This window comes from Bradyrhizobium algeriense, from assembly GCF_003062295.1.
Taxonomy (GTDB): Bacteria; Pseudomonadota; Alphaproteobacteria; order Rhizobiales; family Xanthobacteraceae; genus Bradyrhizobium; species Bradyrhizobium algeriense.
Genome location: NZ_PYCN01000018.1, coordinates 1 through 19,892, shown reverse-complemented (window position 1 = coordinate 19,892; position 19,892 = coordinate 1). Strand labels below are relative to the sequence as shown.

19 protein-coding genes and 1 tRNA gene are annotated in these 19,892 nt (G+C 62.8%); 13 read left to right on the top strand and 7 right to left on the bottom strand.

Annotated elements, in window-relative coordinates:
• Positions 1–203 precede the first annotated feature (203 nt).
• The 3 genes from C7G61_RS27740 to C7G61_RS27730 all read right to left on the bottom strand — a co-directional run bounded on the left by C7G61_RS27740 (position 204) and on the right by C7G61_RS27730 (position 1,833).
• Complete coding sequence (locus tag C7G61_RS27740) at positions 204–620, bottom strand: hypothetical protein (RefSeq protein WP_145963698.1); 417 nt, start codon at positions 618–620, stop codon at positions 204–206.
• A 198-nt stretch (positions 621–818) separates the two neighbouring features.
• The gene (locus C7G61_RS27735) at positions 819–1,094 is read right to left on the bottom strand and encodes a YiaA/YiaB family inner membrane protein (RefSeq protein WP_108519868.1); all 276 of its coding nucleotides are present in this window, start codon (positions 1,092–1,094) and stop codon (positions 819–821) included.
• A gap of 43 nt (positions 1,095–1,137) precedes the next feature.
• Positions 1,138–1,833, bottom strand: coding sequence for a PspA/IM30 family protein (locus tag C7G61_RS27730; protein WP_108519867.1), 696 nt, complete (start codon positions 1,831–1,833; stop codon positions 1,138–1,140).
• A gap of 105 nt (positions 1,834–1,938) precedes the next feature.
• Between C7G61_RS27730 and C7G61_RS27725 the strand changes: the two genes are divergently transcribed.
• From C7G61_RS27725 to C7G61_RS27690, 8 genes are all read left to right on the top strand, one after another.
• Complete coding sequence (locus C7G61_RS27725) at positions 1,939–2,547, top strand: TetR/AcrR family transcriptional regulator (protein WP_108519866.1); 609 nt, start codon at positions 1,939–1,941, stop codon at positions 2,545–2,547.
• 163 nt (positions 2,548–2,710) lie between these two features.
• Positions 2,711–3,169 carry a hypothetical protein gene (locus C7G61_RS44900; protein WP_190242007.1) on the top strand — a complete coding sequence of 153 codons (459 nt, stop codon included), beginning with the start codon at positions 2,711–2,713 and terminating at the stop codon, positions 3,167–3,169.
• Between the two features lie 345 nt (positions 3,170–3,514).
• Entirely contained in the window at positions 3,515–4,000 is a 486-nt protein-coding gene (locus C7G61_RS27715; RefSeq protein ID WP_108519865.1) for a hypothetical protein, read from the top strand.
• 476 nt (positions 4,001–4,476) lie between these two features.
• Positions 4,477–6,189, top strand: coding sequence for an FAD-dependent oxidoreductase (locus tag C7G61_RS27710; RefSeq protein WP_108519864.1), 1,713 nt, complete (start codon positions 4,477–4,479; stop codon positions 6,187–6,189).
• Between the two features lie 66 nt (positions 6,190–6,255).
• Positions 6,256–6,723: a hypothetical protein gene (locus C7G61_RS27705; protein ID WP_108519863.1), complete on the top strand. Its 468-nt coding sequence runs from the start codon at positions 6,256–6,258 to the stop codon at positions 6,721–6,723.
• A 122-nt stretch (positions 6,724–6,845) separates the two neighbouring features.
• Entirely contained in the window at positions 6,846–8,354 is a 1,509-nt protein-coding gene (locus C7G61_RS27700) for a glucan biosynthesis protein G (protein ID WP_108519862.1), read from the top strand.
• Positions 8,342–10,483 (top strand): glucans biosynthesis glucosyltransferase MdoH, encoded by a 2,142-nt coding sequence (mdoH, locus tag C7G61_RS27695; protein WP_108519861.1) that lies wholly within the window; start codon positions 8,342–8,344, stop codon positions 10,481–10,483. The genes C7G61_RS27700 and mdoH overlap by 13 nt, the downstream gene beginning before the upstream one ends.
• Positions 10,484–10,595: 112 nt before the next feature.
• Complete coding sequence (locus C7G61_RS27690; RefSeq protein ID WP_108519860.1) at positions 10,596–12,362, top strand: adenylate/guanylate cyclase domain-containing protein; 1,767 nt, start codon at positions 10,596–10,598, stop codon at positions 12,360–12,362.
• Between the two features lie 115 nt (positions 12,363–12,477).
• On the opposite strand, the gene C7G61_RS27685 is transcribed toward C7G61_RS27690, so the two are convergent.
• A tRNA-Val gene (locus tag C7G61_RS27685) sits at positions 12,478–12,552 on the bottom strand.
• Positions 12,553–12,688: 136 nt separating this feature from the next.
• Complete coding sequence (cpdR, locus tag C7G61_RS27680) at positions 12,689–13,048, bottom strand: cell cycle two-component system response regulator CpdR (RefSeq protein ID WP_027539837.1); 360 nt, start codon at positions 13,046–13,048, stop codon at positions 12,689–12,691.
• Positions 13,049–13,370: 322 nt separating this feature from the next.
• Between cpdR and C7G61_RS27675 the strand changes: the two genes are divergently transcribed.
• From C7G61_RS27675 to C7G61_RS27660, 4 genes are all read left to right on the top strand, one after another.
• The gene (locus C7G61_RS27675) at positions 13,371–14,258 is read left to right on the top strand and encodes an N-formylglutamate amidohydrolase (protein WP_108519859.1); all 888 of its coding nucleotides are present in this window, start codon (positions 13,371–13,373) and stop codon (positions 14,256–14,258) included.
• A 552-nt stretch (positions 14,259–14,810) separates the two neighbouring features.
• A complete protein-coding gene (gene hisN / locus C7G61_RS27670) occupies positions 14,811–15,590 on the top strand; it encodes a histidinol-phosphatase (RefSeq protein WP_108519858.1) in 780 nt (259 codons plus the stop codon).
• Positions 15,591–15,598: 8 nt separating this feature from the next.
• Complete coding sequence (locus C7G61_RS27665) at positions 15,599–16,126, top strand: isochorismatase family protein (RefSeq protein ID WP_108519857.1); 528 nt, start codon at positions 15,599–15,601, stop codon at positions 16,124–16,126.
• 153 nt (positions 16,127–16,279) lie between these two features.
• On the top strand, positions 16,280–17,248 hold the full coding sequence (locus C7G61_RS27660) for a Bug family tripartite tricarboxylate transporter substrate binding protein (protein ID WP_108519856.1): 969 nt from the start codon (positions 16,280–16,282) through the stop codon (positions 17,246–17,248).
• Between the two features lie 24 nt (positions 17,249–17,272).
• Here C7G61_RS27660 and C7G61_RS27655 read toward each other — a convergent pair whose 3' ends face one another.
• Complete coding sequence (locus tag C7G61_RS27655) at positions 17,273–18,166, bottom strand: LysR family transcriptional regulator (RefSeq protein WP_108519855.1); 894 nt, start codon at positions 18,164–18,166, stop codon at positions 17,273–17,275.
• A 119-nt stretch (positions 18,167–18,285) separates the two neighbouring features.
• On the opposite strand from C7G61_RS27655, the gene C7G61_RS27650 reads away from it, so the two are divergent.
• Entirely contained in the window at positions 18,286–19,038 is a 753-nt protein-coding gene (locus tag C7G61_RS27650; protein WP_108519993.1) for a sulfite exporter TauE/SafE family protein, read from the top strand.
• Between the two features lie 53 nt (positions 19,039–19,091).
• Here C7G61_RS27650 and C7G61_RS27645 read toward each other — a convergent pair whose 3' ends face one another.
• Positions 19,092–19,736, bottom strand: a complete 645-nt coding sequence (locus tag C7G61_RS27645) for a LysE family translocator (protein WP_244608492.1) — start codon at positions 19,734–19,736, stop codon at positions 19,092–19,094.
• Positions 19,737–19,892 lie beyond the last annotated feature (156 nt).

Sequence of the window (19,892 nt, the reverse complement as noted above, 5' to 3'; positions counted from 1 at the left end):
GCGAAGCCGCGCCGCAACCTGATCCGCCCGGCATTTCTGCGCCCGCGCCGGTTAAGGAGCGATGACCCGATCACCCTCAGGTTGCAGCAGGGTAAACGAGGCTTCAACGACACGCAGCGGATGCGAAGCAAATCAGGCCGGTCGCTCTGCATAGTCAGGCGCGGGGCCGGCAGGTCGGGTTACGCGGTCTGCACATCGCTTCTTCAAGCGCAGGCCGGTTCAATCGAACGCCGTTGCCGGTCGACGTCGTTCGACAACAGCGAGCACACACCCATCGGCAGCAGCAGGAAAAGGCCGGCGCAGAGTGCGCCGTTCATGATCTCTGGCGGCACTGGCCTTGAGAACATCATCGTGAACAAGATGAGAAACAGGCCGCTGGCCAAAGCCGCGCCGATAGCTGCGGTCAGAGGCGCCCTCAAGGGCGCCGGCATGGCCGGTGCAAGATATCCGTCCACGAGCCCGGTAATCGCCGATACGGGCAAGGTGAGCAGAAAGGACGCTGTCGTGCATAATGCAACGAAAGCGTCGTCGATCCGACCTGCGATGGCAACGGCAACCATCCACACCGCAAGCGCGACCAGCGAGGGCCCCAGCAGAAGAAACATCACGGGTCGTTTCATTGAAGTCGATCCTTCCTTTGAGTCTTCCGACGCGAAGCCGGACAGCAGTTATTTCTGGATCATGCCGGTCATCCGGGGCCATGGCCGCCGACGGACGGCGGATGCCGAAACATCCGCCGTCCGCCTTCGCCAGCACCGCGTCACAGGTTACGCGGCCTTGGAGACCAAGCAGCCTCGGAAATCAGGCAGCCTTGGAAATCAGGCAGCCTTGGAAACTTCCATCAGCAGCCGCTCGGCCTTGGCGTCCTCGATGCGGTTCACCATCTTGCCGCTCTCGTGCATGTCGCGCACGGTCTTGGTCAGGGTGACGCAGGACTGGACGAGCATGACGATGCCCATCGCGAGATAGCCCTTGATCCAGAGATCGAGCGGCAGGAAGAACACGCCGACGGCGACCATGAAGGCCGATGCGGAAAACGAAGCGTAAGTGAAGGTAACCCAGGCACCGCTATGCGGTTGGACGTTCTGGTTCATGACAATCTCCTGTTGATATAGGTTAAATCGATCAAATTCAGTTTCAGGCAGCTTGCGTGCGTTTGGCGTTCAGCCGCGCGAGTACGTCGTCCGCGGTTGATTTCAGCCGAGGGCCAAAGCCCTGTTCGGCGAGCTTCTCGGCGGTCGCCAGCGGACCGCTCGCGGCATCGAGTTCGATCAGGGCGTCAGAAGCGGCCTGGGCCTCGATCTGGCGTTCACGCAGCCGCTTCAGCGTGTTCTCCGCTTCCGGCAGCGTGGATTCGTAAGGACGCGCGGCCTCGATGCCGCCCCGGCGAAGCGCGCGAACCGCTTCCGACGCACGGGCGATGCGACGGCCACGATCAAGCTCGGTGATCCGGGCTTCGGCATTGGCGACCTGCCGCTTCATGCGCGTGATTTCAGACGCGAACAGGGTTCGCGCAGTCATCGCGGCATCGCGGTCGGCCTCGAGATTGGCAATCGCCTGTGCCGCTTCGCGGGCGAGGTCTTCCCGGCCGCCATCGAGCGCTGCGGTGGCGCGGACTTCGAGATCGGCGATCCTGGCGTTGGTGGCGTCGAGACGGCGGCCTTCCTGCTGGTCGCCTGCGATCGCCAGCGCCAGCGTGCGCTTGGAACGCTCGACGGCCGCGGCCGCGTCACGCATCTGCTGGTCGAGAATGAGAAGCGCCGAGCGGTCTTCCAGTTCTTCTCCCGCGGCAGCCACGCTGCCCCGGAAGAGCGTCAAAACAGTTTTGAACATTGGTAACTCCCTGTGTTATGAGCATCGCTCATGAATCAGTTTGTAGCACCAACGTGAGCATTGCTCAAGAACTATTTTGAGCGTCGCTCAAGAAATTGGTAAATTATGTCTAAAGCAATGGAAAGACGAGCAAAATTCCGAGAGGAACTGATCCTGGCGGCGGAGCGAAGCATCTCCGCGGGCGGTTTGGCCGGCCTGAAGACGCGGGAGCTGGCGCGGGAAATCGGCGTCGCCAACGGCGCGGTCTACAATCTCGTCGAGGATATGGACGAACTGATCCTGCGGGTGGGGTCGCGCACGCTTGGGCGGCTCGACGCCGCGCTGACAGCCGCTGAAAGCGATGGCCCCGCCTCCCCTCGCGAAACGCTGGTGCGTATCGCGGTCGCCTATTGCAATTTCGCCGCGGAAAATCTCGAACTATGGCGCGCGCTGTTCGAACACCGGATGGCGCCGGGCAAACCTGTTCCGGAATGGGCGATCAGCGAGCAGATGGATCTGTTCCGCCATATCTATCGGCCGCTCGCCGCGCTGTTTCCAAACCGTTCGCCGGCGGAGCTCGGCGTGACGGCGCGCAGTCTTTTCTCCGCCGCGCACGGCATGGTGCTGCTCGGCCTCGAACAGAAGCTGATCGCGGTGCCGGTCGAGGCGTTGCGCGAGGAGATTGCGATCATCGTTGGAGCGATGGTCGATGGGCTGACGGCGATGCATGATTGAGTTTCGACGAAGCTCGCGCGCACCGCGCTTCATGAATCAAAATTTAGCCAGTCTCGCACGGAGTTGAATAGCCGATCGCTCCAAGCGAATGGTGATTCCTCGCAATCATCGCCACCTGACGAAGTGTCCTGGTTGGGAGCGATCTTTCTGACGGAGAATGATCATGTTTCGAAAGCTGGTAATCGCGTTGTCGGCAGTTGCGCTAGTCGGCCTCGTTTCGCCGACAATGGCGCTGGCGCGTGGCGGCGGAGGTGGAGGTGGAGGCGGTCATGGCGGCGGCTTTGGTGGTGGTGGCGGCTTCCATGGTGGCGGCATGGGTGGCGGCGGCTTCCATGGCGGAGGCTTTGGCGGTGGCGGCTTCCACGGTGGAGGTTTCCACGGTGGCGGTTTCGCCGGTGCCTTCCACAATGGCGGCTTCGGTCGCGGATTCCGCGGCGGTCATGGACGTCGCTTCGTGTACGGCTCGGGGCTAGGCTACGGCTTCTACCCGTACGGCTACTACAATGATTACGCCTACGACCCCTACGCCTATTACAATGATGACGGCGGCTGCTATGTGGTTCAACGCCGCGTGCACACCAGGCATGGCTGGCGGCGGCAGCCCGTTCAGGTCTGCGGTTGAGGCCGTGTTGGCGGCGTCAAAGGATCTCAGTGCAATCTCGCACTGAGATCGCCGCCATCGCGTTTTCAAGCAAAGCATGCCCTCGGCCCACCGCGGGATGAATATCGCAGTCGATCCGCGTGGCCGCCATGGAGCTTCCTTAAGGTTTTCGTCTCAGCGATCTTGGCGTCGCGCCCGCAAATGTGCCGCCGATGCGAAGGCGGCGCAAGCGCATAACTTGGGGGCCGCCCTGCCCGAACTGCACAGCGCATCGAGCCTGCCGTTCGCGACACGAAATATTCGCCACTGGCGAAGCAAGCCTTCTGTGGTACGCAATGCGAGCGCGCATCGGCTAAGGAGATGAAAATGAAATCCGGCAGGCTGGCAGTTGTCGTCGTCTCGCTTCTTACCGCCGGCGCTTCCACCGCCTCCGCCGCCTCGGCAACGGCCAGCGGACCGGCAGCACTGGCGCTGGCCGGCGTCGTGGCACTGTATTCGCCGCTGCTGACGGCGGATGAACGCGAAGCCGTCAGCGCATTTTTCGTCGGACAGAGCGGCGTGCGTTACGCCAGGAAGATTTCGGTCACCGCGGACAAGATCGTCTGCCGTGTCAGCAATGTCGACATCGCCGCGCGCTCCTGCGAACTGACCTTCAAGGGCGCCAAGCAAACCGTAACAGGGCGGCGGGCCAGCGAGATATTTGCCACCGAAGCCATGGCCGGCGTTCCCCCTGATGGCGCCGCCGGATCGGTGTTCGAAAGCCTCTCAAAGCTCAACTGCACGCTCGACCCGGCCGAGATCAGGCAGAAAGCGGGCGGCGGCGCCAGCTGCTCGTTCGAGACGGGGCAATGAGGCGGCGCAGCCTCTGTATTTTGGTTACTGGGATCGCTAGGTACGGTGCCGCCGTATGTAACATCTGATCAGCTGCCGGTCGCAGCGCATGCATGTGCTCTGACGGCCCTCCCAGTCGCCTGCCCCTCCCGTCTTGTCGAAACACCTGCCCAGGCAATTCGCGGCTCTGTCCTCACACAGCCATTGCTGTGCTTCTGCCGATGAGTTGAGGAGCACTCCGGTGCCTATGAGGGTGATCGCGAAAAAAAGGTGCCGTGTCATGGTCGAACCTCCTGATAAAGGTGCGGGCCGCTCTTAATCCTAACCTCTCGACGGGGTAATGCCGTCGCGATGATAACACTTAAAACCGATCTCTGGCCATGCACGCGTCGGGGTTATGTGTCCCGCTGGAGCGCGCAGCCGATGGCCGACGGCACGATTGACAGGTAAATCTTTCCCCATCCAAATGACAACGAACAACGGCAGAGGCGGAGCGCGTGGCAGGCAACGAACAAGAAACTTACGAATGCGACGTGCTGGTGGTCGGCTCGGGCTGCGCCGGAATGTCGGCGGCGGTCACCGCGGGACATCACGGGCTCAATGTTCTGATCGTCGAGAAGGAGCCGCGCTTTGGCGGCACCACCGCGCGCTCCGGCGGCTGGCTCTGGATTCCCGGCACCTCGCTGGCGCGCGGCTGGGGTATCGAGGAAAGCCCGGACCAGGCGCGGACCTATTTGCGGCATGAGGCCGGCAACAGCTTTGACGCCGCGCGCGTCGATGCGTTTCTCTCCGCCGGTCCCGAGGCGGTGGATTTTTTCACCAGCAAAACGGCGGTGCGCTTCGACATGCCGCTGACCTTTCCGGATTATCATGCGGAAGCCCCGGGCGGCGCGCAGGGCGGCCGCTCGATGGTGACGCGGCCGTTCGATGGCCGTGAACTGGGCGAGCACGTCAAGACCCTCGGCAGTCCGCTCCCCGAACTCACGGTGTTCGGCATGATGCTGGGATCGGGCAAGGACATCGTCCACTTCATGCGCGCGACCAAATCGCTGACCTCGGCGATCTATGTGGCGAAGCGCCTGTCGAAGCATGCAATGGACGTGCTGCGCCACGGCCGCGGCATGACACTGACCAACGGCAATGCGCTGGCCGGCCGCCTCGCCAAGTCGGCGTTCGACCTGAAAATTCCACTGTGGCTGTCATCACCGGTGCACGAACTGGTCGTCGAGGACGGCGCGGTGCGCGGCGCGGTCGTCGAACGCCGTGGCAAGCTGATCCGCATCAACGCCAAGCGCGGCGTCGTACTGGCCTGCGGCGGCTTCCCGCACGACGTCGCAAGGCGCAAGGCGATGTTTCCGCACGCGGGCGATGGCACCAAACATTTCTCGCCGGGTCCTGCCGGCAATACCGGTGATGGCTTGCGATTGGCGGAAGCGGCGGGCGGCCGGATCGAGGACAATTTGCCGAACGCTGCGGCCTGGGTGCCGGTCTCGATCACCGAGCGCAAGGACGGCAGCAAGGGCGTGATGCCGCATTTCATCGACCGCGCCAAGCCCGGCGTCATCGCCGTGATGCGCGACGGCAAGCGCTTTGCCAATGAAGGCAATTCCTACCACGACTTCGTGCAGGCGATGGTGAAGGCGGCGAAGCCCGGCGAGGAGATCACGGCGTTTCTCCTGTGCGATCACCGCGCGCTCCGAAAGTACGGCCTTGGATGCGTGCCACCGTTTCCGATGCCGCTGCGCCATCATCTCGCGACCGGCTATCTCAAGCGCGGCACCACGCTCGCCGAACTCGCCGACCGCACCGGCATCGACCGGCAAGGGCTCGAGGCGACGATCGCCGAGTTCAATGCCCCAGCCGCGGAAGGCCGCGATCCCGCCTTCGGCAAGGGCTCGCGCGCCTATAACCGCTACCAGGGCGATGCGCTGCACGGCCCGAACCCCTGCATAGCCCCGATCAAGGACGGGCCATTCTACGCGATCAAAATGGTGATCGGCGATCTCGGCACCTATGCCGGCATCAGGACCGACGAACACGCCCGCGCGCTGGACGAACACGGCCAGCCGATCACAGGCCTCTATGCCGCCGGCAACGACATGGCGAGCATCATGGGCGGCAATTATCCCGGCGCCGGCATCACGCTGGGGCCCGCGCTGACATTTGGATATATCGCAGGCAAGCATATCAGCGACAAAGCTGCGCCCTAGAAATGTCCGGAGCTGGAACGAACATCGATCGGTTCGATTATCTCGAATCGAACTGGAGATCGTTCAATGCATGCACGGCGCTTGTCTGCTGCTCTCGTCCTAGTGGTCCTCCTTCCGCCGTTCGCCTTCGGCGACACGGAATGGCGGCGCTACGTGATCCCGAGCACCGGGACCAGCGTCGACATGCCGGTCTCGATCTTCACCCGGGATGCCGGAGCGCCGGAAGGCGGAACAGGTCGGCGCTTTTTCACCAACGACGATCGCGCGGATCTCACCGTGCAATCCGTTCCCAATCCGGACAACGATTCGCCCGCCACGTTCCTGGCCAAGAAGCGGCCGCCGGCCGGCATCATCTACAAACGGATCACGTCTGATTTTTTTGTCGTGTCCAGCATTCGCAACGACCGGATCTGGTACAACCGCTGCAACCGCGGCAACGGCACCATGGACTGCGTGATGATCAATTATCCCGTTGGGGAAAAACGCCAGTGGGACGGCGTGGTCACCCGGATAAGCCACACATTGCGAAGCTAGCACGGTCCGCATGACCGGATTTTAGGCAACCTGGAAAAACGGCAGTTCTGTTCCGAAGTGAGGAACCGTCCGGTGTGCAATGCGTTGCCGATGGTCGTTGTTAGTAACCGCGAGGTTGTTTCGTGAATCGCAGGAATTTCCTCGCTGCTTCCGCGTTGCCGTTGGTATCCGGGGTGGCGCCGGGGTTTTTGTCACCCGCCCATGCCCAGCCGGCGCCGTTCGACCGATCCATCGTCCGGCAAATAGCGCGGGATCTCGCCAGCAAGCCGTACAAGGCGCCGAGTGAGAAGTTGCCCGATAATCTCGCCAACATCGACTATGACCATTATCGCGCGATCCGGTTCTTGCCGGAGCGCGCGCTCTGGCGCGGCGAAAAACTTCCCTTCGAGGCGCAGTTCTTCCATCGCGGGTTCTTCTACAAGAACCGGGTCGACATCTTCGAGGTGAAGGACGGCCAGGCGACGAAAATCCCCTACCAGCCCGATCTGTTTTCGTTCGGCGAACTCACGCCGCCGGGCCCGGCGGTAGACCTCGGCTTTGCCGGCTTCCGGCTGCATGCGCCGATCAACAAGCCCGACTATTATGACGAGGTCTGCGTGTTTCTCGGTGCGAGCTATTTCCGCGCCGTTGCCAAGGGCCAACTCTACGGACTTTCGGCACGCGGCCTCTCGATCAACACCGGCGAAGCCAAGGGCGAAGAGTTTCCATTCTTCAAGACGTTCTGGATCGAGAAGCCGGCAGCAGGCGCCAATTCCATTGTCGTGCACGCGCTGCTCGACAGCGAGAGCGCAACGGCGGCCTATCGTTTCACCATCCGGCCCGGCGGCACCACGGTGTTCGATGTGGAGATGGCGATCTATCCGCGCGTGGATCTGGATCATGCCGGCCTTGCACCGATGACCAGCATGTTCTTCTTCGGACCGAACGACCGCAAGGACGTCGAGGACTTCCGCCCCGCAGTCCACGATTCAGATGGCCTAGCTGTCTTCAACGGCCGCGGCGAGGAGCTGTGGCGGCCGCTGCATAATCCGCGCGATCTGCAGGTTTCCTCGTTTTCCGATCTCAACCCACGCGGCTTCGGCCTGATGCAGCGCCAGAAGGATTTTTCCGCCTTTCAGGATCTGGAATCCAATTTCGAACGGCGGCCGAGCCTGTGGGTGGAGCCGATCGGCGATTGGGGCGAAGGCGCGGTCAAGCTGCTCGAAATCCCGACCAAGGAAGAGATTCACGACAACATCGCCTCGTTCTGGCTTCCCAAAGCGCCGTTGCCGGCCAAGGGCGAACACACCTACACCTATCGTTTGCACTGGGGACCGGATACTCCGAAGCCGACGTCATTGGCGCGGTTTTCCCGAACCGGCATCGGCGCGAGAGGCGACAACGCCACGATCTTCGTGCTCGACGTGACCGGCGAGAAACTGAAATCCGTCGATCCGAAAAAGCTGCGCGGCGACGTGACGGCCGAGAAGGCCAAGATCCAGAACATCGTCACCCAACCAAATCCGGCGACCGGCGGTTGGCGGTTGAGCTTCGAACTGTTGAAGGAAAAGAACCCGGTCGAACTCCGCGCATCGCTCATGCAGGACAATGAGGCGATATCGGAGATCTGGGTTTACCGATGGACACCTTAGCGAAAGCCGGTGGAGCGTCCGGGCCCGGCGATATCCCGCTGCACGAATTCCTTCCCAAGGAAGCACCGATCGATATGGCGGTGCAGCCATTGCGGCGGTTCGAACCACCGCCGGCGCCCGACTTTGCACCGATGTGGACCCGGCGCGGTTTCATCCTGACCGGCACCGCGATCCTGACTGCGGCGGGCTGTTACGAGATGTACCGGGTTCTCCAGGTCGGAGGCGTCACGGTCCTGGAATCGATCATCCTCTTGCTGTTCGTGCTGCTGTTTGCCTGGATTGCCTTTTCCTTCATGTCGGCGCTTGCCGGCTTCTTCGTGCTGCTGACGAGGAAGAAAAACGAGCTCGGCATCGACCCCGACATTCCCCTGCCCGCGATCCAGAGCCGGACCGCCATGCTCCTGCCGACCTACAATGAGGATCCCTATCGCGTGCTGGCGAGATTGCGCGCGATTTATGAATCGGTCGAGGAAACCGGATACAGCTCGCAGTTCGACTGGTTCGTGCTGAGCGACACCACCGACCCCGCGATCTGGATCGCCGAGGAGAAATGCTTTCTTGGACTTCGACAGGACCTCGGCCACGCGGCTGCGATCTTCTATCGCCATCGCCCCGAGAACACCGCGCGCAAGTCAGGCAATATCGAGGACTGGGTGAAGCGGTTCGGCGCCGGCTATGAGAGCATGCTGATCCTCGACGCTGACAGCTTGATGACCGGCGACACCATCGTCAGGCTCGTCGCGGCGATGGAGGCGCATCCCAAGGTCGCGCTGATTCAGACGCTCCCTGTTATCGTCAATGCAAGGTCGCTGTTTGCGCGATGGCAGCAGTTCGCAGGAAGGCTGTACGGCCCGATGCTGGCCGCAGGGATTGCATGGTGGCACGGCTCCGAAGGCAATTACTGGGGACATAACGCGATCATTCGTGTCCGGGCCTTTGCGCAGTATGCGGGGCTGCCCGAACTCGGGGGACGCAAGCCGTTCGGCGGGCATGTTCTGAGCCACGACTTCATCGAGGCCGCGCTGATGCGGCGGGGCGGCTGGGCCATTCACATGGCGCCGACGCTTCGAGGCAGCTACGAGGAATCTCCGCCCACGCTTTCGGATTTTGCCGCCCGCGACCGGCGCTGGTGCCAGGGCAATCTGCAGCATCTGGCGCTGTTGCCGACGCGCGGCTTTCACTGGGTATCGCGGCTTCATTTGCTGACCGGAATTGGATCATATCTCACCGCGCCGCTGTGGCTGATCTTTCTGGTGTTTGGAATCCTGGTATCGCTGCAGGCGCAGTTCGTCAGGCCCGAATACTTCCCGAAAGGATATTCGCTGTTTCCGACCTGGCCGGCGCAGGACCCGATCCTGGCGGCGTGGGTGTTCGTCGGCACGATGGGCATGCTGATCGCGCCAAAGCTGCTGGCCTTCATCGTGCTGCTTGGGAATAGCGACGCGCGAAGGAAGTTCGGCGGCAGCCTCCTCGTGTTCACGGGCATCATCGCCGAGACGGTTCTTTCGGGCCTGACCGCGCCCATCATGATGATCTTCCAGTCGTCCGCCGTTGCCGAGATCCTGTTCGGGCGCGATGCGGGATGGCAGGTTCAGCGTCGGGACGACGGCGCGGTCTCGCACCGCGACATCGTCAGCACCTATTCGGTGCCGACGTTGATCGGCGTCGTCATGGCCATCAGTGCCTATGCCGTGTCGCTGCCGCTGCTGCTTTGGATGACGCCGGTGATCATTGGCCTGTTGCTGGCTGTTCCGATGGCCGTGCTGTCGTCGTCCACCGGTTCAAACCGGACGCCGCGACTGTTCAAAACGCCCGAGCAGACTGCGCCGCCGCGCGTCCTGCAGAGAGCCAATGAGCTCGCAAGTGCGCCGCATTCGTCCCTCGCCTGTCCGCTGCACGAATTGCGCCACGACGCCGGCTTGCGCGAGGCGCATCTTAACAACCTGTCCGCCCCAAAACCCAGAAAGCGCGGCGAGGTCGATGCGAATCTGGCAATCGCACGCGCCAAAATCGAAGATGCGGAGACTTTCGAGGATGCGACAGGCTTTCTCAGTGCGCGGGAAAAGTTCGCGGCACTCAATTCGCCTGCCGTTCTCGCAATGCTGGTCGCCCTGCCGGAAACGGTATAGTTGCCGGACCAGGACTTCTACTGCTCCAGATTGAGCCGCGGCTCGGCGGCCATCCGATAAGCAACCTTGGCCAGCGCAGCAAATCTGCTAGACTGTTGCTGGAGAGGCGAAAATGCACGCGCCTGGGCCCGAGCGAAGACTCGCTGCGGTCCTTGCCGCCGACATGGTCGGCTACAGCCGGCTGATGGAGGTTGACGAGGCGGGGACGCTTGCCCGCCTCAAGACCCATCGGCTTGAGCTCATCGATCCCTCGATTGCCAAGAACCGCGGCCGCATCATCAAGACCACCGGCGACGGCATGCTGGTGGAATTCCACAGCGTCGTCGACGCGGTGTCATGCGCCGCCGAGATCCAGCGCCGGATGGCGCGGCGCAATGCCGATGTGTCGCCAGCGCGGTGGATCCAGTTCCGCATCGGCATCAATCTGGGCGATATCATCATCGAGGAGAACGACATCTTCGGCGACGGCGTCAACGTCGCGGCGCGTCTTGAGGTGCTTGCCGAGCCCGGCGGCATCTGCGTCTCGGGTGCCGTGCGCGATCAGGTCGGCGACCGGCTTGACGACATTGCCTTTGAGGATCTCGGCAACCAGAACGTCAAAAACATCACCCGCCCGATCCACGTCTTTCGGGTGCGCTTCGAGCCGGAAACAGCCGAGACGCCAATGAGCGGCAAGGACCGTGCCGCAGCGACCATCACGACCAGGAAGCCGTCCATCGCGGTGCTGCCGCTGGTCAACATGAGCGGCGATCCCGAGCAGGAATTCTTTGCCGACGGCCTCACCGAGGACATCATCACCGAGCTGTCGCGTTTCCGCGACCTTCTCGTCATCTCGCGCAACTCGACCTTCGTGCACAAGGGCAAGGCGGTGAAGGTGCAGGAAATTGCCCGCGAGCTCGACGTCGAATACGTGCTCGAGGGAAGCGTGCGCAAGGTCGGCGATCGCGTCCGTGTCACCGTGCAGCTGATCGACGCACAAACCGACCGGCACGTCTGGGCGGAACGCTATGACCGCAAGCTCGAGGACATCTTCGCCATTCAGGACGAAGTGACCGGCGCGATCGTTGCCACCCTCCCCGGCCGCGTCGAGGCTGCCACGCACGAGCGGGCGAAGCGCAAGCGGACCGACAACATGGCGGCCTATGAGTACGTCTTGGCTGCCAAGGTGCTGCACCACCGCTCGCAACGGGAAGCCAACGCCGAGGCACAGGCCCTGCTCGAACGCGCGCTTGCGCTCGATCCGGACTATGCGCACGCCCATGCCTGGAGGGCGTGCGTGCTGGGCCAGACATGGGTCTATGGCTGGTGCGCGGATCGCGACGCCACCTTCCAAGAGGTGGCCGCCGAGTTGCAGCTTGCGCTGGCGCTCGACGATAACGACAGCGATGTTCATCGCATCCTGGCCGCGGTGAATCTGACCCGCGACGATCACGACAGCGCCGCATATCATCAGGAGCGCGCGCTGGCCCTCAATCCCAATTACGACCTTGTGGTGGTACAGCAAGGCGAGTTTCTGACCTGGCTGGGCCGGCCCGAGGAAGGCATCGACTGGATCAGAAAGGCGATGCGCCTCAACCCCTACCACCCAGAGCGTTTTTGGAATCACCTCGGCCGCGCACTCTACTGCGCCGAGAAATACGCGGAGGCCGCCGAAGCCTTCGCGCGGATCACGCGGCCCGACTTCACGCATCACGCCTTCCTCGCCGCCATCTTCGCGCAGATGGGCAATGGCGTTGCGGCCGCGGCGCATGCGGCCGAAGTGGTGAAGCTCGAACCGGGCTTCTCGGTGACGAGCTATCTCGCCACGCAACACTACAAGCACGACGTCGACCGCGCGCGTCATGAGGCTGGCCTGCTCAAGGCGGGATTGCCGGTGTGAGCGATCGTATTGGCTGAGTTATCGTGGCTTGCCTAGCCGAAGCTCGCGGCGGCAGGCCCGCCTGCGCCCGTTGGGCTTCGGCGTGGCATCCTTCGCACGCTTCGCGAGCGAAGGATGGTGGGCGCGACAGGGATCGAACCTGTGACCCCTACCATGTCAAGGTAGTGCTCTCCCGCTGAGCTACGCGCCCTGGAAATGGGATGACCGATAATCCCGCTCCAGCTTTAATCGTATTGGGTGGGGTCCGTATATCGGCTCCAAAGCGCCCCCGCAAGGATGCTTGGACGTAATTTCCGGAGTGTTTTCGGACCAAAAAGGAGGCCGAATCAGGCCGCCAGCATCTTGTTCACTTCACTGACCAGTTCGCGGAGGTGAACCGGCTTGGCCAGCACCTTGGCGTTCTTGGGCGCTTCCGAATCGGAATTCAGTGCGACGGCCGCAAAGCCGGTGATGAACATGATCTTGATGTCGGGGTCGAGTTCCGAGGCGCGGCGCGCCAGCTCGATGCCGTCCATTTCCGGCATCACGATATCGGTCAGCAGCATCTCGAACGGCTCCTCGCGCAGCCGCTGATAGGCCGACATGCCGTTATCGTGGGGCGAGACCTGAAACCCCGCGTTTTCCAGTGCCTTGACCAGGAAGCGGCGCATGTCGTTGTCGTCTTCGGCGAGCAGGATCTTGTGCATGGCGGTCGGTCGTCGCTTCCGGCTTGGAGGATCATTCCGCCCACTAAGCCCGACAGAGGGTAAATTTCAGTTAAAAGGTAACGGCTTCTTGGCGATGGCGGGCGGCGCTATTTTTGTAGCGGCATGTACCAAGATCGATCAAGGCGGCGCTTTTCGGGCGGTTGCGACGCCTTCCAGTAGTTCAGCGGCTTTTTTCGCTTGGCAGAATGATTACGATTACGGACAATGCATCCTTACAAAACCCCTGCCCCTCCCGGTAGAATCGGTCGCTTCATCGACCGGCCGACGGGAAATGCGGACATTCAAGGGACGGCGCCCGACGATGACCCAGTTTGATGGCGAACTGTCGCCTCCCTTCGAGATCGTGGAGCCAGCCAGCTGGCGGGCGCCGATCATCTTCAACTCGCCCCATTCCGGCTCGGTCTACCCGTCCGAATTCCTCAACGCCTCCCGGATCGACCTCGCCGCGCTGCGCCGCTCCGAGGATTCGTTCATGGACGAATTGATCGGCGGCCTGAGCGAACAGGGCTTTCCGACGGTGCGGGTCAATTTCCCCCGCTCCTATGTCGACGTGAACCGCGAGCCTTATGAGCTCGATCCACGGATGTTCACCGGACGCCTGCCGAGCTTCGCCAATACCCGCTCGATGCGGGTGGCCGGCGGCCTCGGCACCATCCCGCGCGTGGTCGGTGACGGGCAGGAGATCTACCGCGAGCGGCTTTCCGTCGACGACGCGCTGGGGCGGATCGAGGCGCTCTACAAGCCGTATCACCGGGCGCTGCGGCGGCTGATCAACAAGGCCCATCAGGCGTTCGGAACCGTGATCCTGGTGGATTGCCATTCGATGCCCTCGGTCGGCGTCTCGCGCGACGAGCCACGGCGGCCCGACATCGTGATCGGCGACCGCTACGGCACCAGTTGCGCGAGCCTTTTGCCCGATGTCGTCGAGGAAATCATGAGCGGGCTCGGCTATTCGATCGGCCGCAACAAGCCCTATGCCGGCGGGTTCATCACCGAGCATTACGGCAACCCGGCGAGCGGACTGCACACCGTGCAGCTCGAACTCAACCGCGCGATCTATATGGACGAGCGACGCCGGGAACGCAGCCCGCGCTTTGCGCAAGTGGCCACCGATTTCGCCGCGCTCGCCGACGCGCTGGCCCAGGTGCCGCTCGGGGATCTCGGGCCGTTCCAGGCGGCGGCGGAGTAGATTTTTTCAGCACTGTCATTCCGGAGCGCACGCGAAGCGGGCGAATCCGGAATCTCGAGATTCCGGGTCTGCGCTTCGCGCATCCCGGAATGACTCCACAAAAGAAAAAAGGGCCGCTTGAATGAACAAGCGGCCCAAGTCTAGGGAGGAAACGCCCAAGGAGGGCAGCGATAGGGCGAGGCCCTACCGCACCGCAACAATATGCGGCCGCGCTGCACAAAACGCAAGGGTTTTTGGAGCCTCTCCGGCGCAATGTGGAACAAGTTGGTGGCTCGGTCACAGGGCCGAGGGAAGATGGTTATCGCAATAAAATCAGTATGTTACTTCAAAAACCAACTGAGCCACGGCCGCACCGCAGTGCTGGTATGCCAAAAACTCGCAACTTCGTGATGGCGGCACTAACCAAAAATCCACGCTTAAACGAAGCTTAGTCGAAAGCCGATTCGAAAGCCGATACCTCAAGACGAATGGGATAACGCGCCGTTGACGGTGCGCGGCAGCGCGGATTGAGCTAGGCAAGAGGCGGTATTTTCATTCCGGTAAGGGACAGCCGTGACGGTCATCGATTTCACAGCCTTCATTGGCCGCCTCGCGACCGCTTCCGGCGAGACCATCCTGCCGTTTTTCCGGACCTCGCTCTCCATCGACAACAAGAGCGCGAGCGATTTCGATCCTGTCACCGAGGCCGACCGCGCCGCCGAAGCTGTCATGCGCCGCCTGATCAAGGCCAACTTTCCCCAGCACGGCATCGTCGGCGAGGAATTCGGCAACGAGCGCCAGGACGCCGAATATGTCTGGGTGCTCGATCCCATCGACGGCACCAAATCCTTCATCGCGGGATTTCCGATCTGGGGCACCCTGATCGCGCTGCTGCACAAGGGCACGCCGGTGTTCGGCATGATGCACCAGCCCTATATCGGCGAGCGCTTTTCCGGCGATAGCGGCTCGGCGCATTATTCCGGGCCATCGGGCGAGCGACGGCTGACGACGCGCCGCTGCGCTTCGCTGAAGGAAGCGACCTCTTTCACCACGAGCCCACTATTGATGAACGCCGCCGACCGCGAGATCTTCGGCCGGGTCGAGAATGCAGTGAAGCTGTCGCGCTATGGCGGCGACTGCTACTCCTACTGCATGCTGGCGGCCGGCCATCTTGACCTCGTGGTCGAAACCGAGCTCAAGCCCTATGACATCGCAGCCTTGATCCCGATCGTCACCGGCGCCGGCGGCATCGTCACCAACTGGGAAGGCAAGCCGGCCCAGAGCGGCGGCCGCATCGTCGCCGCCGGCGACGCCCGCGTGCACGAGGCGGCGCTGAAGCTCTTGAACAGCTAGGGGCCTCGATGGACGCGATGTTGGTCGTCCATATGCAGGTCGGGCTCCTCGGCGGCACGCCCAAACATGATTTGCACGGCGTCGTGGATCGCATCAACCGGCTGGCCGCCAGGGTCCGTGCCCAAACCGGCAAGGTAATTTTGATCCAGCATTGCGGCGGCACGGGAGACGCCTTTGAGCCGCAAACGCCGGGATGGCAGTTTCTTCCCGAAGTTGTCCGGGAAGCTGCCGACATTATCGTCCCGACTACTCTGAACGATCCTTTTGCCGGCACGGACCTGCAGGCGCGTTTGAAGGAGTTCCAGCCCGACCGGGTCCTGATCACCGGATGGGCAACTGATTTCTGCGTTGATTCCACGGTTCGTTCGACGGTTGCACATCATTACGATGTTGTGGCGGTAGCCGACGGCCACACCCTGAGCGACCGTCCTCACCTCGATGCCCTCAGCATCATTCGCCATCACAATTGGGTCTGGAGCAACCTGATCACCCGGCGCTCCATCAAGGTCGCTGCGACGGACGAATTGCTGCCTTGATCCACGCATGGCGGGACGGGGTGCAACCGGCTGAATCGGCCGCAACCTCTGGCACCGAAGCGCAACAAGCGGCATACTCGCCCCATCACGGACGAACGCGCGGCGCTTCTTGCGAGCCCCGCGCCAAAACAGATCCGGATCAGGGGGGCTTGCATGAAAACGGCACGCACGCTGTTGGCCGCATTAGCGCTGTCGCTGGTACCGGTAGCGGCAACCGCACAGGATTTTCCCAACAAACCGATCCGCCTGATCGTGCCATTCCCGGCCGGCGGCCCCAACGACATCATCGCGCGCCTGGTCGGCCAGCGCATGTCCGAGATCACGAAGCAGCCGGTTGTGATCGACAATCGCGGCGGCCAGGCCGGCGTGCTCGGCACCGATGCGATCGCAAAGGCAGCCCCCGACGGCTACACGATCGGGATCGTGAGCGCGAGCGCGCTGGTCATCAACCCGACGATGGAAAAGGTGCCCTACGACGTGACGAAGGACTTTGCGCCCGTCACGCTGGTAACGACGGTGCCGGAAATGCTTGTCGTCGCCAGCAACGTTCCCGCCAGCGATATGAAAGAGCTGGTCGCGCTCGCCAAGGCGCAGCCGGGGAAACTCAATTTCGCATCCGCCGGCGTCGGCGGTATGCCGCACCTTGCCGGTGAATTGCTCAAGCAGACGGCCAGCATCAACATCGTGCACGTGCCGTATCGGGGCGCTGCGCCCGCCATCAACGATCTGCTCGGCCAGCAGGTGCAGATGGCGTTCCTCGATTTGCCGGTGCTGCTGCCGCATATCAAGGCCGGCACCCTGCGCCCGATTGCGCTCGGCGCTCCGAAACGCGCGCCCACCTCGCCTGACGTGCCGACCACCGCGGAGGTCGGCATGCCGGACCTCCTGATCGAAAACTGGTACGGCATGGTCGCGCCGGCCGGAACGCCCGAGTCGATCGTCGCTACCTTGAATCGCATCGCCAACGAGGCGATGCACGACCCGCAGGTGAAGCAGAAGCTCTCCGATCAGGGACTGACTGTCGCCGGCGACACGCCGGGACATTTTCGCAACTACATCGCAAGCGAGACCCAGAAGTGGGCGCGCGTCATCAAGGCCGCCGGCCTTGCCACGGGCAAGTAACGTCCGGCTTCCTGTCAGGCCTCTTCAACGCGGCGCCGATTTGCGCAGATGCTCGGCCAACTGCTGCGCAGGCCTCGGCAGCGACTTGAAACTGCGGGCACAGATCACAAGCCGCCGGTTGGCCCACGAATCCCTGATCCTGATGACATTGATCTTCATCGATCGCGCGCATCGTTTTGCCGCGACTTCAGGCATCACGCCAATCCCGATGCCGGCGGCGACCATCTGGCCGATCGCATCGAAACTGTTCAGCCGCGCACGAAAGCGAAGGCGCGCGCCGAGCCGGGCCGCATGTCCGCTGATATGGGTGTGCAGCGCAATCGAGCTGATCAGGCCGACGAATTCGCGCTCCACCACTTCGCTGAAATCGACCTGCCGCCGGTTCGCAAGTTCATCGCTCCGCGCGGCGACCAGCACCAGACGGTCTTCGCTGAACGGGCTCCGTTCAATATTGTCTGCAAGCGCGTGCTCGGCGGCGAGCCCGAGATCGGCCGCGCCTGTTACGATCGCTCGGGCGATTTCGGCGCTTTCGCGCTCCTCGACGTCGATCGAAATGTTGGGATGTGCGGCCAGGAAGGCAGCCAGTGTCTTCGGCAGATATTCCGAGAGCCCCGACGTGTTGGCGAGGAAGCGGACGGTGGCCTTCGCGCCACGGGCAAAGGCCAAGAGATCGCCGCGCATCGCCTCCACATTATGGAGCACGACCCTGGCGTGATCGAGCAGGCTTTCCCCGGCCGGCGTCAGTTCGACGCCGCGACGGCCGCGCGTCAGCAGCGCAACGCCCAGCGCCTCCTCCAGTCCCTTGATCCGCTCGCTCGCCGACGCCAGCGCGAGATGAACCCGCCCTGCGCCATTGGTGATGCTGCGCGTCTCGGCCACCGCGACGAAGAGCTGAAGATCGACCAGATCGAAACGCATCGGGATTTCCTACGACTTCGCTCGCAATGACGAGGAGACAGATAGCCTTCGCTAAGACCGAAGGCTATCTCCGGAACCTCCAGATTGTGCCCGATGCGTCGATCGGTCAAGGTCGCCCCATGTTCGATTCCCTGCTTCTCCTCGTCACCGCCACCTTCCTGCTCGCGGGCTTCGTGAAGGGCGCGCTCGGGCTCGGCCTGCCGACGGTGTCGATGGGCCTGCTTGCGGTGTCGATGCCGCCGGCCCAGGCGATCGCCATCGTCATCGTGCCGGCGATCGTCACCAACATCTGGCAAACCTTCGGCGGTCCGTACTTGCGCGATATTTTCCGGCGGCTATGGCCGTTGCTGGCCGGAACGGCCGCGGGCGTCTGGCTGAACGCGGGGTCGCTGACCGGGCCCTATGCGCGCTACACCACGATCGCGCTCGGCCTGTTGCTGGCGATCAATGCCATCATCGGCCTCTGCAAATTCAATTTCACCATTGCCCGCCGAAACGAAAAATGGGCCGGCGGCATCGTCGGGCTGATCACCGGCATGATTTCGGCGGCAACCGGGGTGCAGGTCATTCCGTCGGTGCCGTTCCTGCAGGCGATCGGCATGGAGAAGGAAGAGCTGATCCAGGCATTGGGCGTGTTCTTCACGGTCGCGACCCTGGCGCTTGGCCTCAACCTCACCGGCGCCGGTCTGCTGACGGCTGCAACCGCACTGCCGGGCGCGGTCGCCATGGCAGCGTCCTTTGCCGGCATGTTCATCGGGCAGGCGGTGCGGACGCGGCTGCAGCCGGATGTCTTTCGGCGCTGGTTCCAGATCGGCATGATCGTTCTCGGCCTCTACCTCGCCACCAATGCGCTTGCGAAACTGATGTCGTAACTTCCCCGCGAATTCCTTGCGGAGGAATTCTCTGGACAGACGGGCGGACGAACCTAGCGCGCCTCCAGCATCGCAACGCGGATACCGAGATAGACGAACAGCCCGCCGAGCATGCGGTTGATCCAGGCCATCACATTGGCCGATTGCCTGATTCGGCCGGCCGCCCTCGCCGCAAAGGCTGCGATCCCGAGGCACCACAGCGTGCCGGTGGAGATGAAGATCATGCCCAGGGCCAGGAAGGCCAGCGTCTTGTGGCCGGAGTCCGCGGCCACGAATTGCGGCAGGAAGGCCAGGAAGAACAGCGCCACTTTCGGATTGAGCACGTTGGTCAGCGCGCCCTGCCAGAACACGCGGGAAAGTGACGTTTCGGTGACGGCCGGCACCTCGGCAATCGGCTGCGGCCGCGACAGCAGCATCTGGATGCCCGTTAACAGGAGATAGGCCGCGCCGGCCAGTTTCAGGACCGCAAAGGCCGTCGATGACGCCATCAACAGCGCCGACAGGCCGATGGCGGCGCCGAAGACATGGACCAGGCAGCCGCAGCAGATGCCGATCACCGCGGCCACCCCGCCGCGCCATCCGAACTGGATGCTGCGGCCGATAATATAGGCCGTATCCGGCCCCGGGGTAATGTTGAGCAGCAGACCGGAGAGGATAAACAGCCATAGTTCGTGGATGCCGAGCGTCTCTGTCATCATTCGATCGGTTCCCCTGGCGCCCTAAGCCTTAGGTGGTGTGGACTCTAAGGATTCCCATTTAGGGGCAAATCAGATTCAAGACTGCTTTTGGGGAGGCAGTCTTGGGTGTGATGGATCGGTTGGTTTTGAGCGACGCGGCGTGGGAGCGGATGGCGC

Coding starts and splice junctions, on each gene's coding strand:
- C7G61_RS27675 (WP_108519859.1), top strand. CDS start 13,371: ATGACCCAGTTTGATGGCGAACTGTCGCCTCCCTTCGAGATCGTGGAG.
- C7G61_RS27735 (WP_108519868.1), bottom strand. CDS start 1,094: ATGAACCAGAACGTCCAACCGCATAGCGGTGCCTGGGTTACCTTCACT.
- C7G61_RS27645 (WP_244608492.1), bottom strand. CDS start 19,736: ATGATGACAGAGACGCTCGGCATCCACGAACTATGGCTGTTTATCCTC.
- C7G61_RS44900 (WP_190242007.1), top strand. CDS start 2,711: ATGTTTCGAAAGCTGGTAATCGCGTTGTCGGCAGTTGCGCTAGTCGGC.
- C7G61_RS27660 (WP_108519856.1), top strand. CDS start 16,280: ATGAAAACGGCACGCACGCTGTTGGCCGCATTAGCGCTGTCGCTGGTA.
- C7G61_RS27665 (WP_108519857.1), top strand. CDS start 15,599: ATGGACGCGATGTTGGTCGTCCATATGCAGGTCGGGCTCCTCGGCGGC.
- C7G61_RS27655 (WP_108519855.1), bottom strand. CDS start 18,166: ATGCGTTTCGATCTGGTCGATCTTCAGCTCTTCGTCGCGGTGGCCGAG.
- C7G61_RS27730 (WP_108519867.1), bottom strand. CDS start 1,833: ATGTTCAAAACTGTTTTGACGCTCTTCCGGGGCAGCGTGGCTGCCGCG.
- C7G61_RS27690 (WP_108519860.1), top strand. CDS start 10,596: ATGCACGCGCCTGGGCCCGAGCGAAGACTCGCTGCGGTCCTTGCCGCC.
- C7G61_RS27740 (WP_145963698.1), bottom strand. CDS start 620: ATGAAACGACCCGTGATGTTTCTTCTGCTGGGGCCCTCGCTGGTCGCG.
- C7G61_RS27715 (WP_108519865.1), top strand. CDS start 3,515: ATGAAATCCGGCAGGCTGGCAGTTGTCGTCGTCTCGCTTCTTACCGCC.
- C7G61_RS27650 (WP_108519993.1), top strand. CDS start 18,286: ATGTTCGATTCCCTGCTTCTCCTCGTCACCGCCACCTTCCTGCTCGCG.
- C7G61_RS27705 (WP_108519863.1), top strand. CDS start 6,256: ATGCATGCACGGCGCTTGTCTGCTGCTCTCGTCCTAGTGGTCCTCCTT.
- cpdR (WP_027539837.1), bottom strand. CDS start 13,048: ATGCACAAGATCCTGCTCGCCGAAGACGACAACGACATGCGCCGCTTC.
- C7G61_RS27725 (WP_108519866.1), top strand. CDS start 1,939: ATGTCTAAAGCAATGGAAAGACGAGCAAAATTCCGAGAGGAACTGATC.
- mdoH (WP_108519861.1), top strand. CDS start 8,342: ATGGACACCTTAGCGAAAGCCGGTGGAGCGTCCGGGCCCGGCGATATC.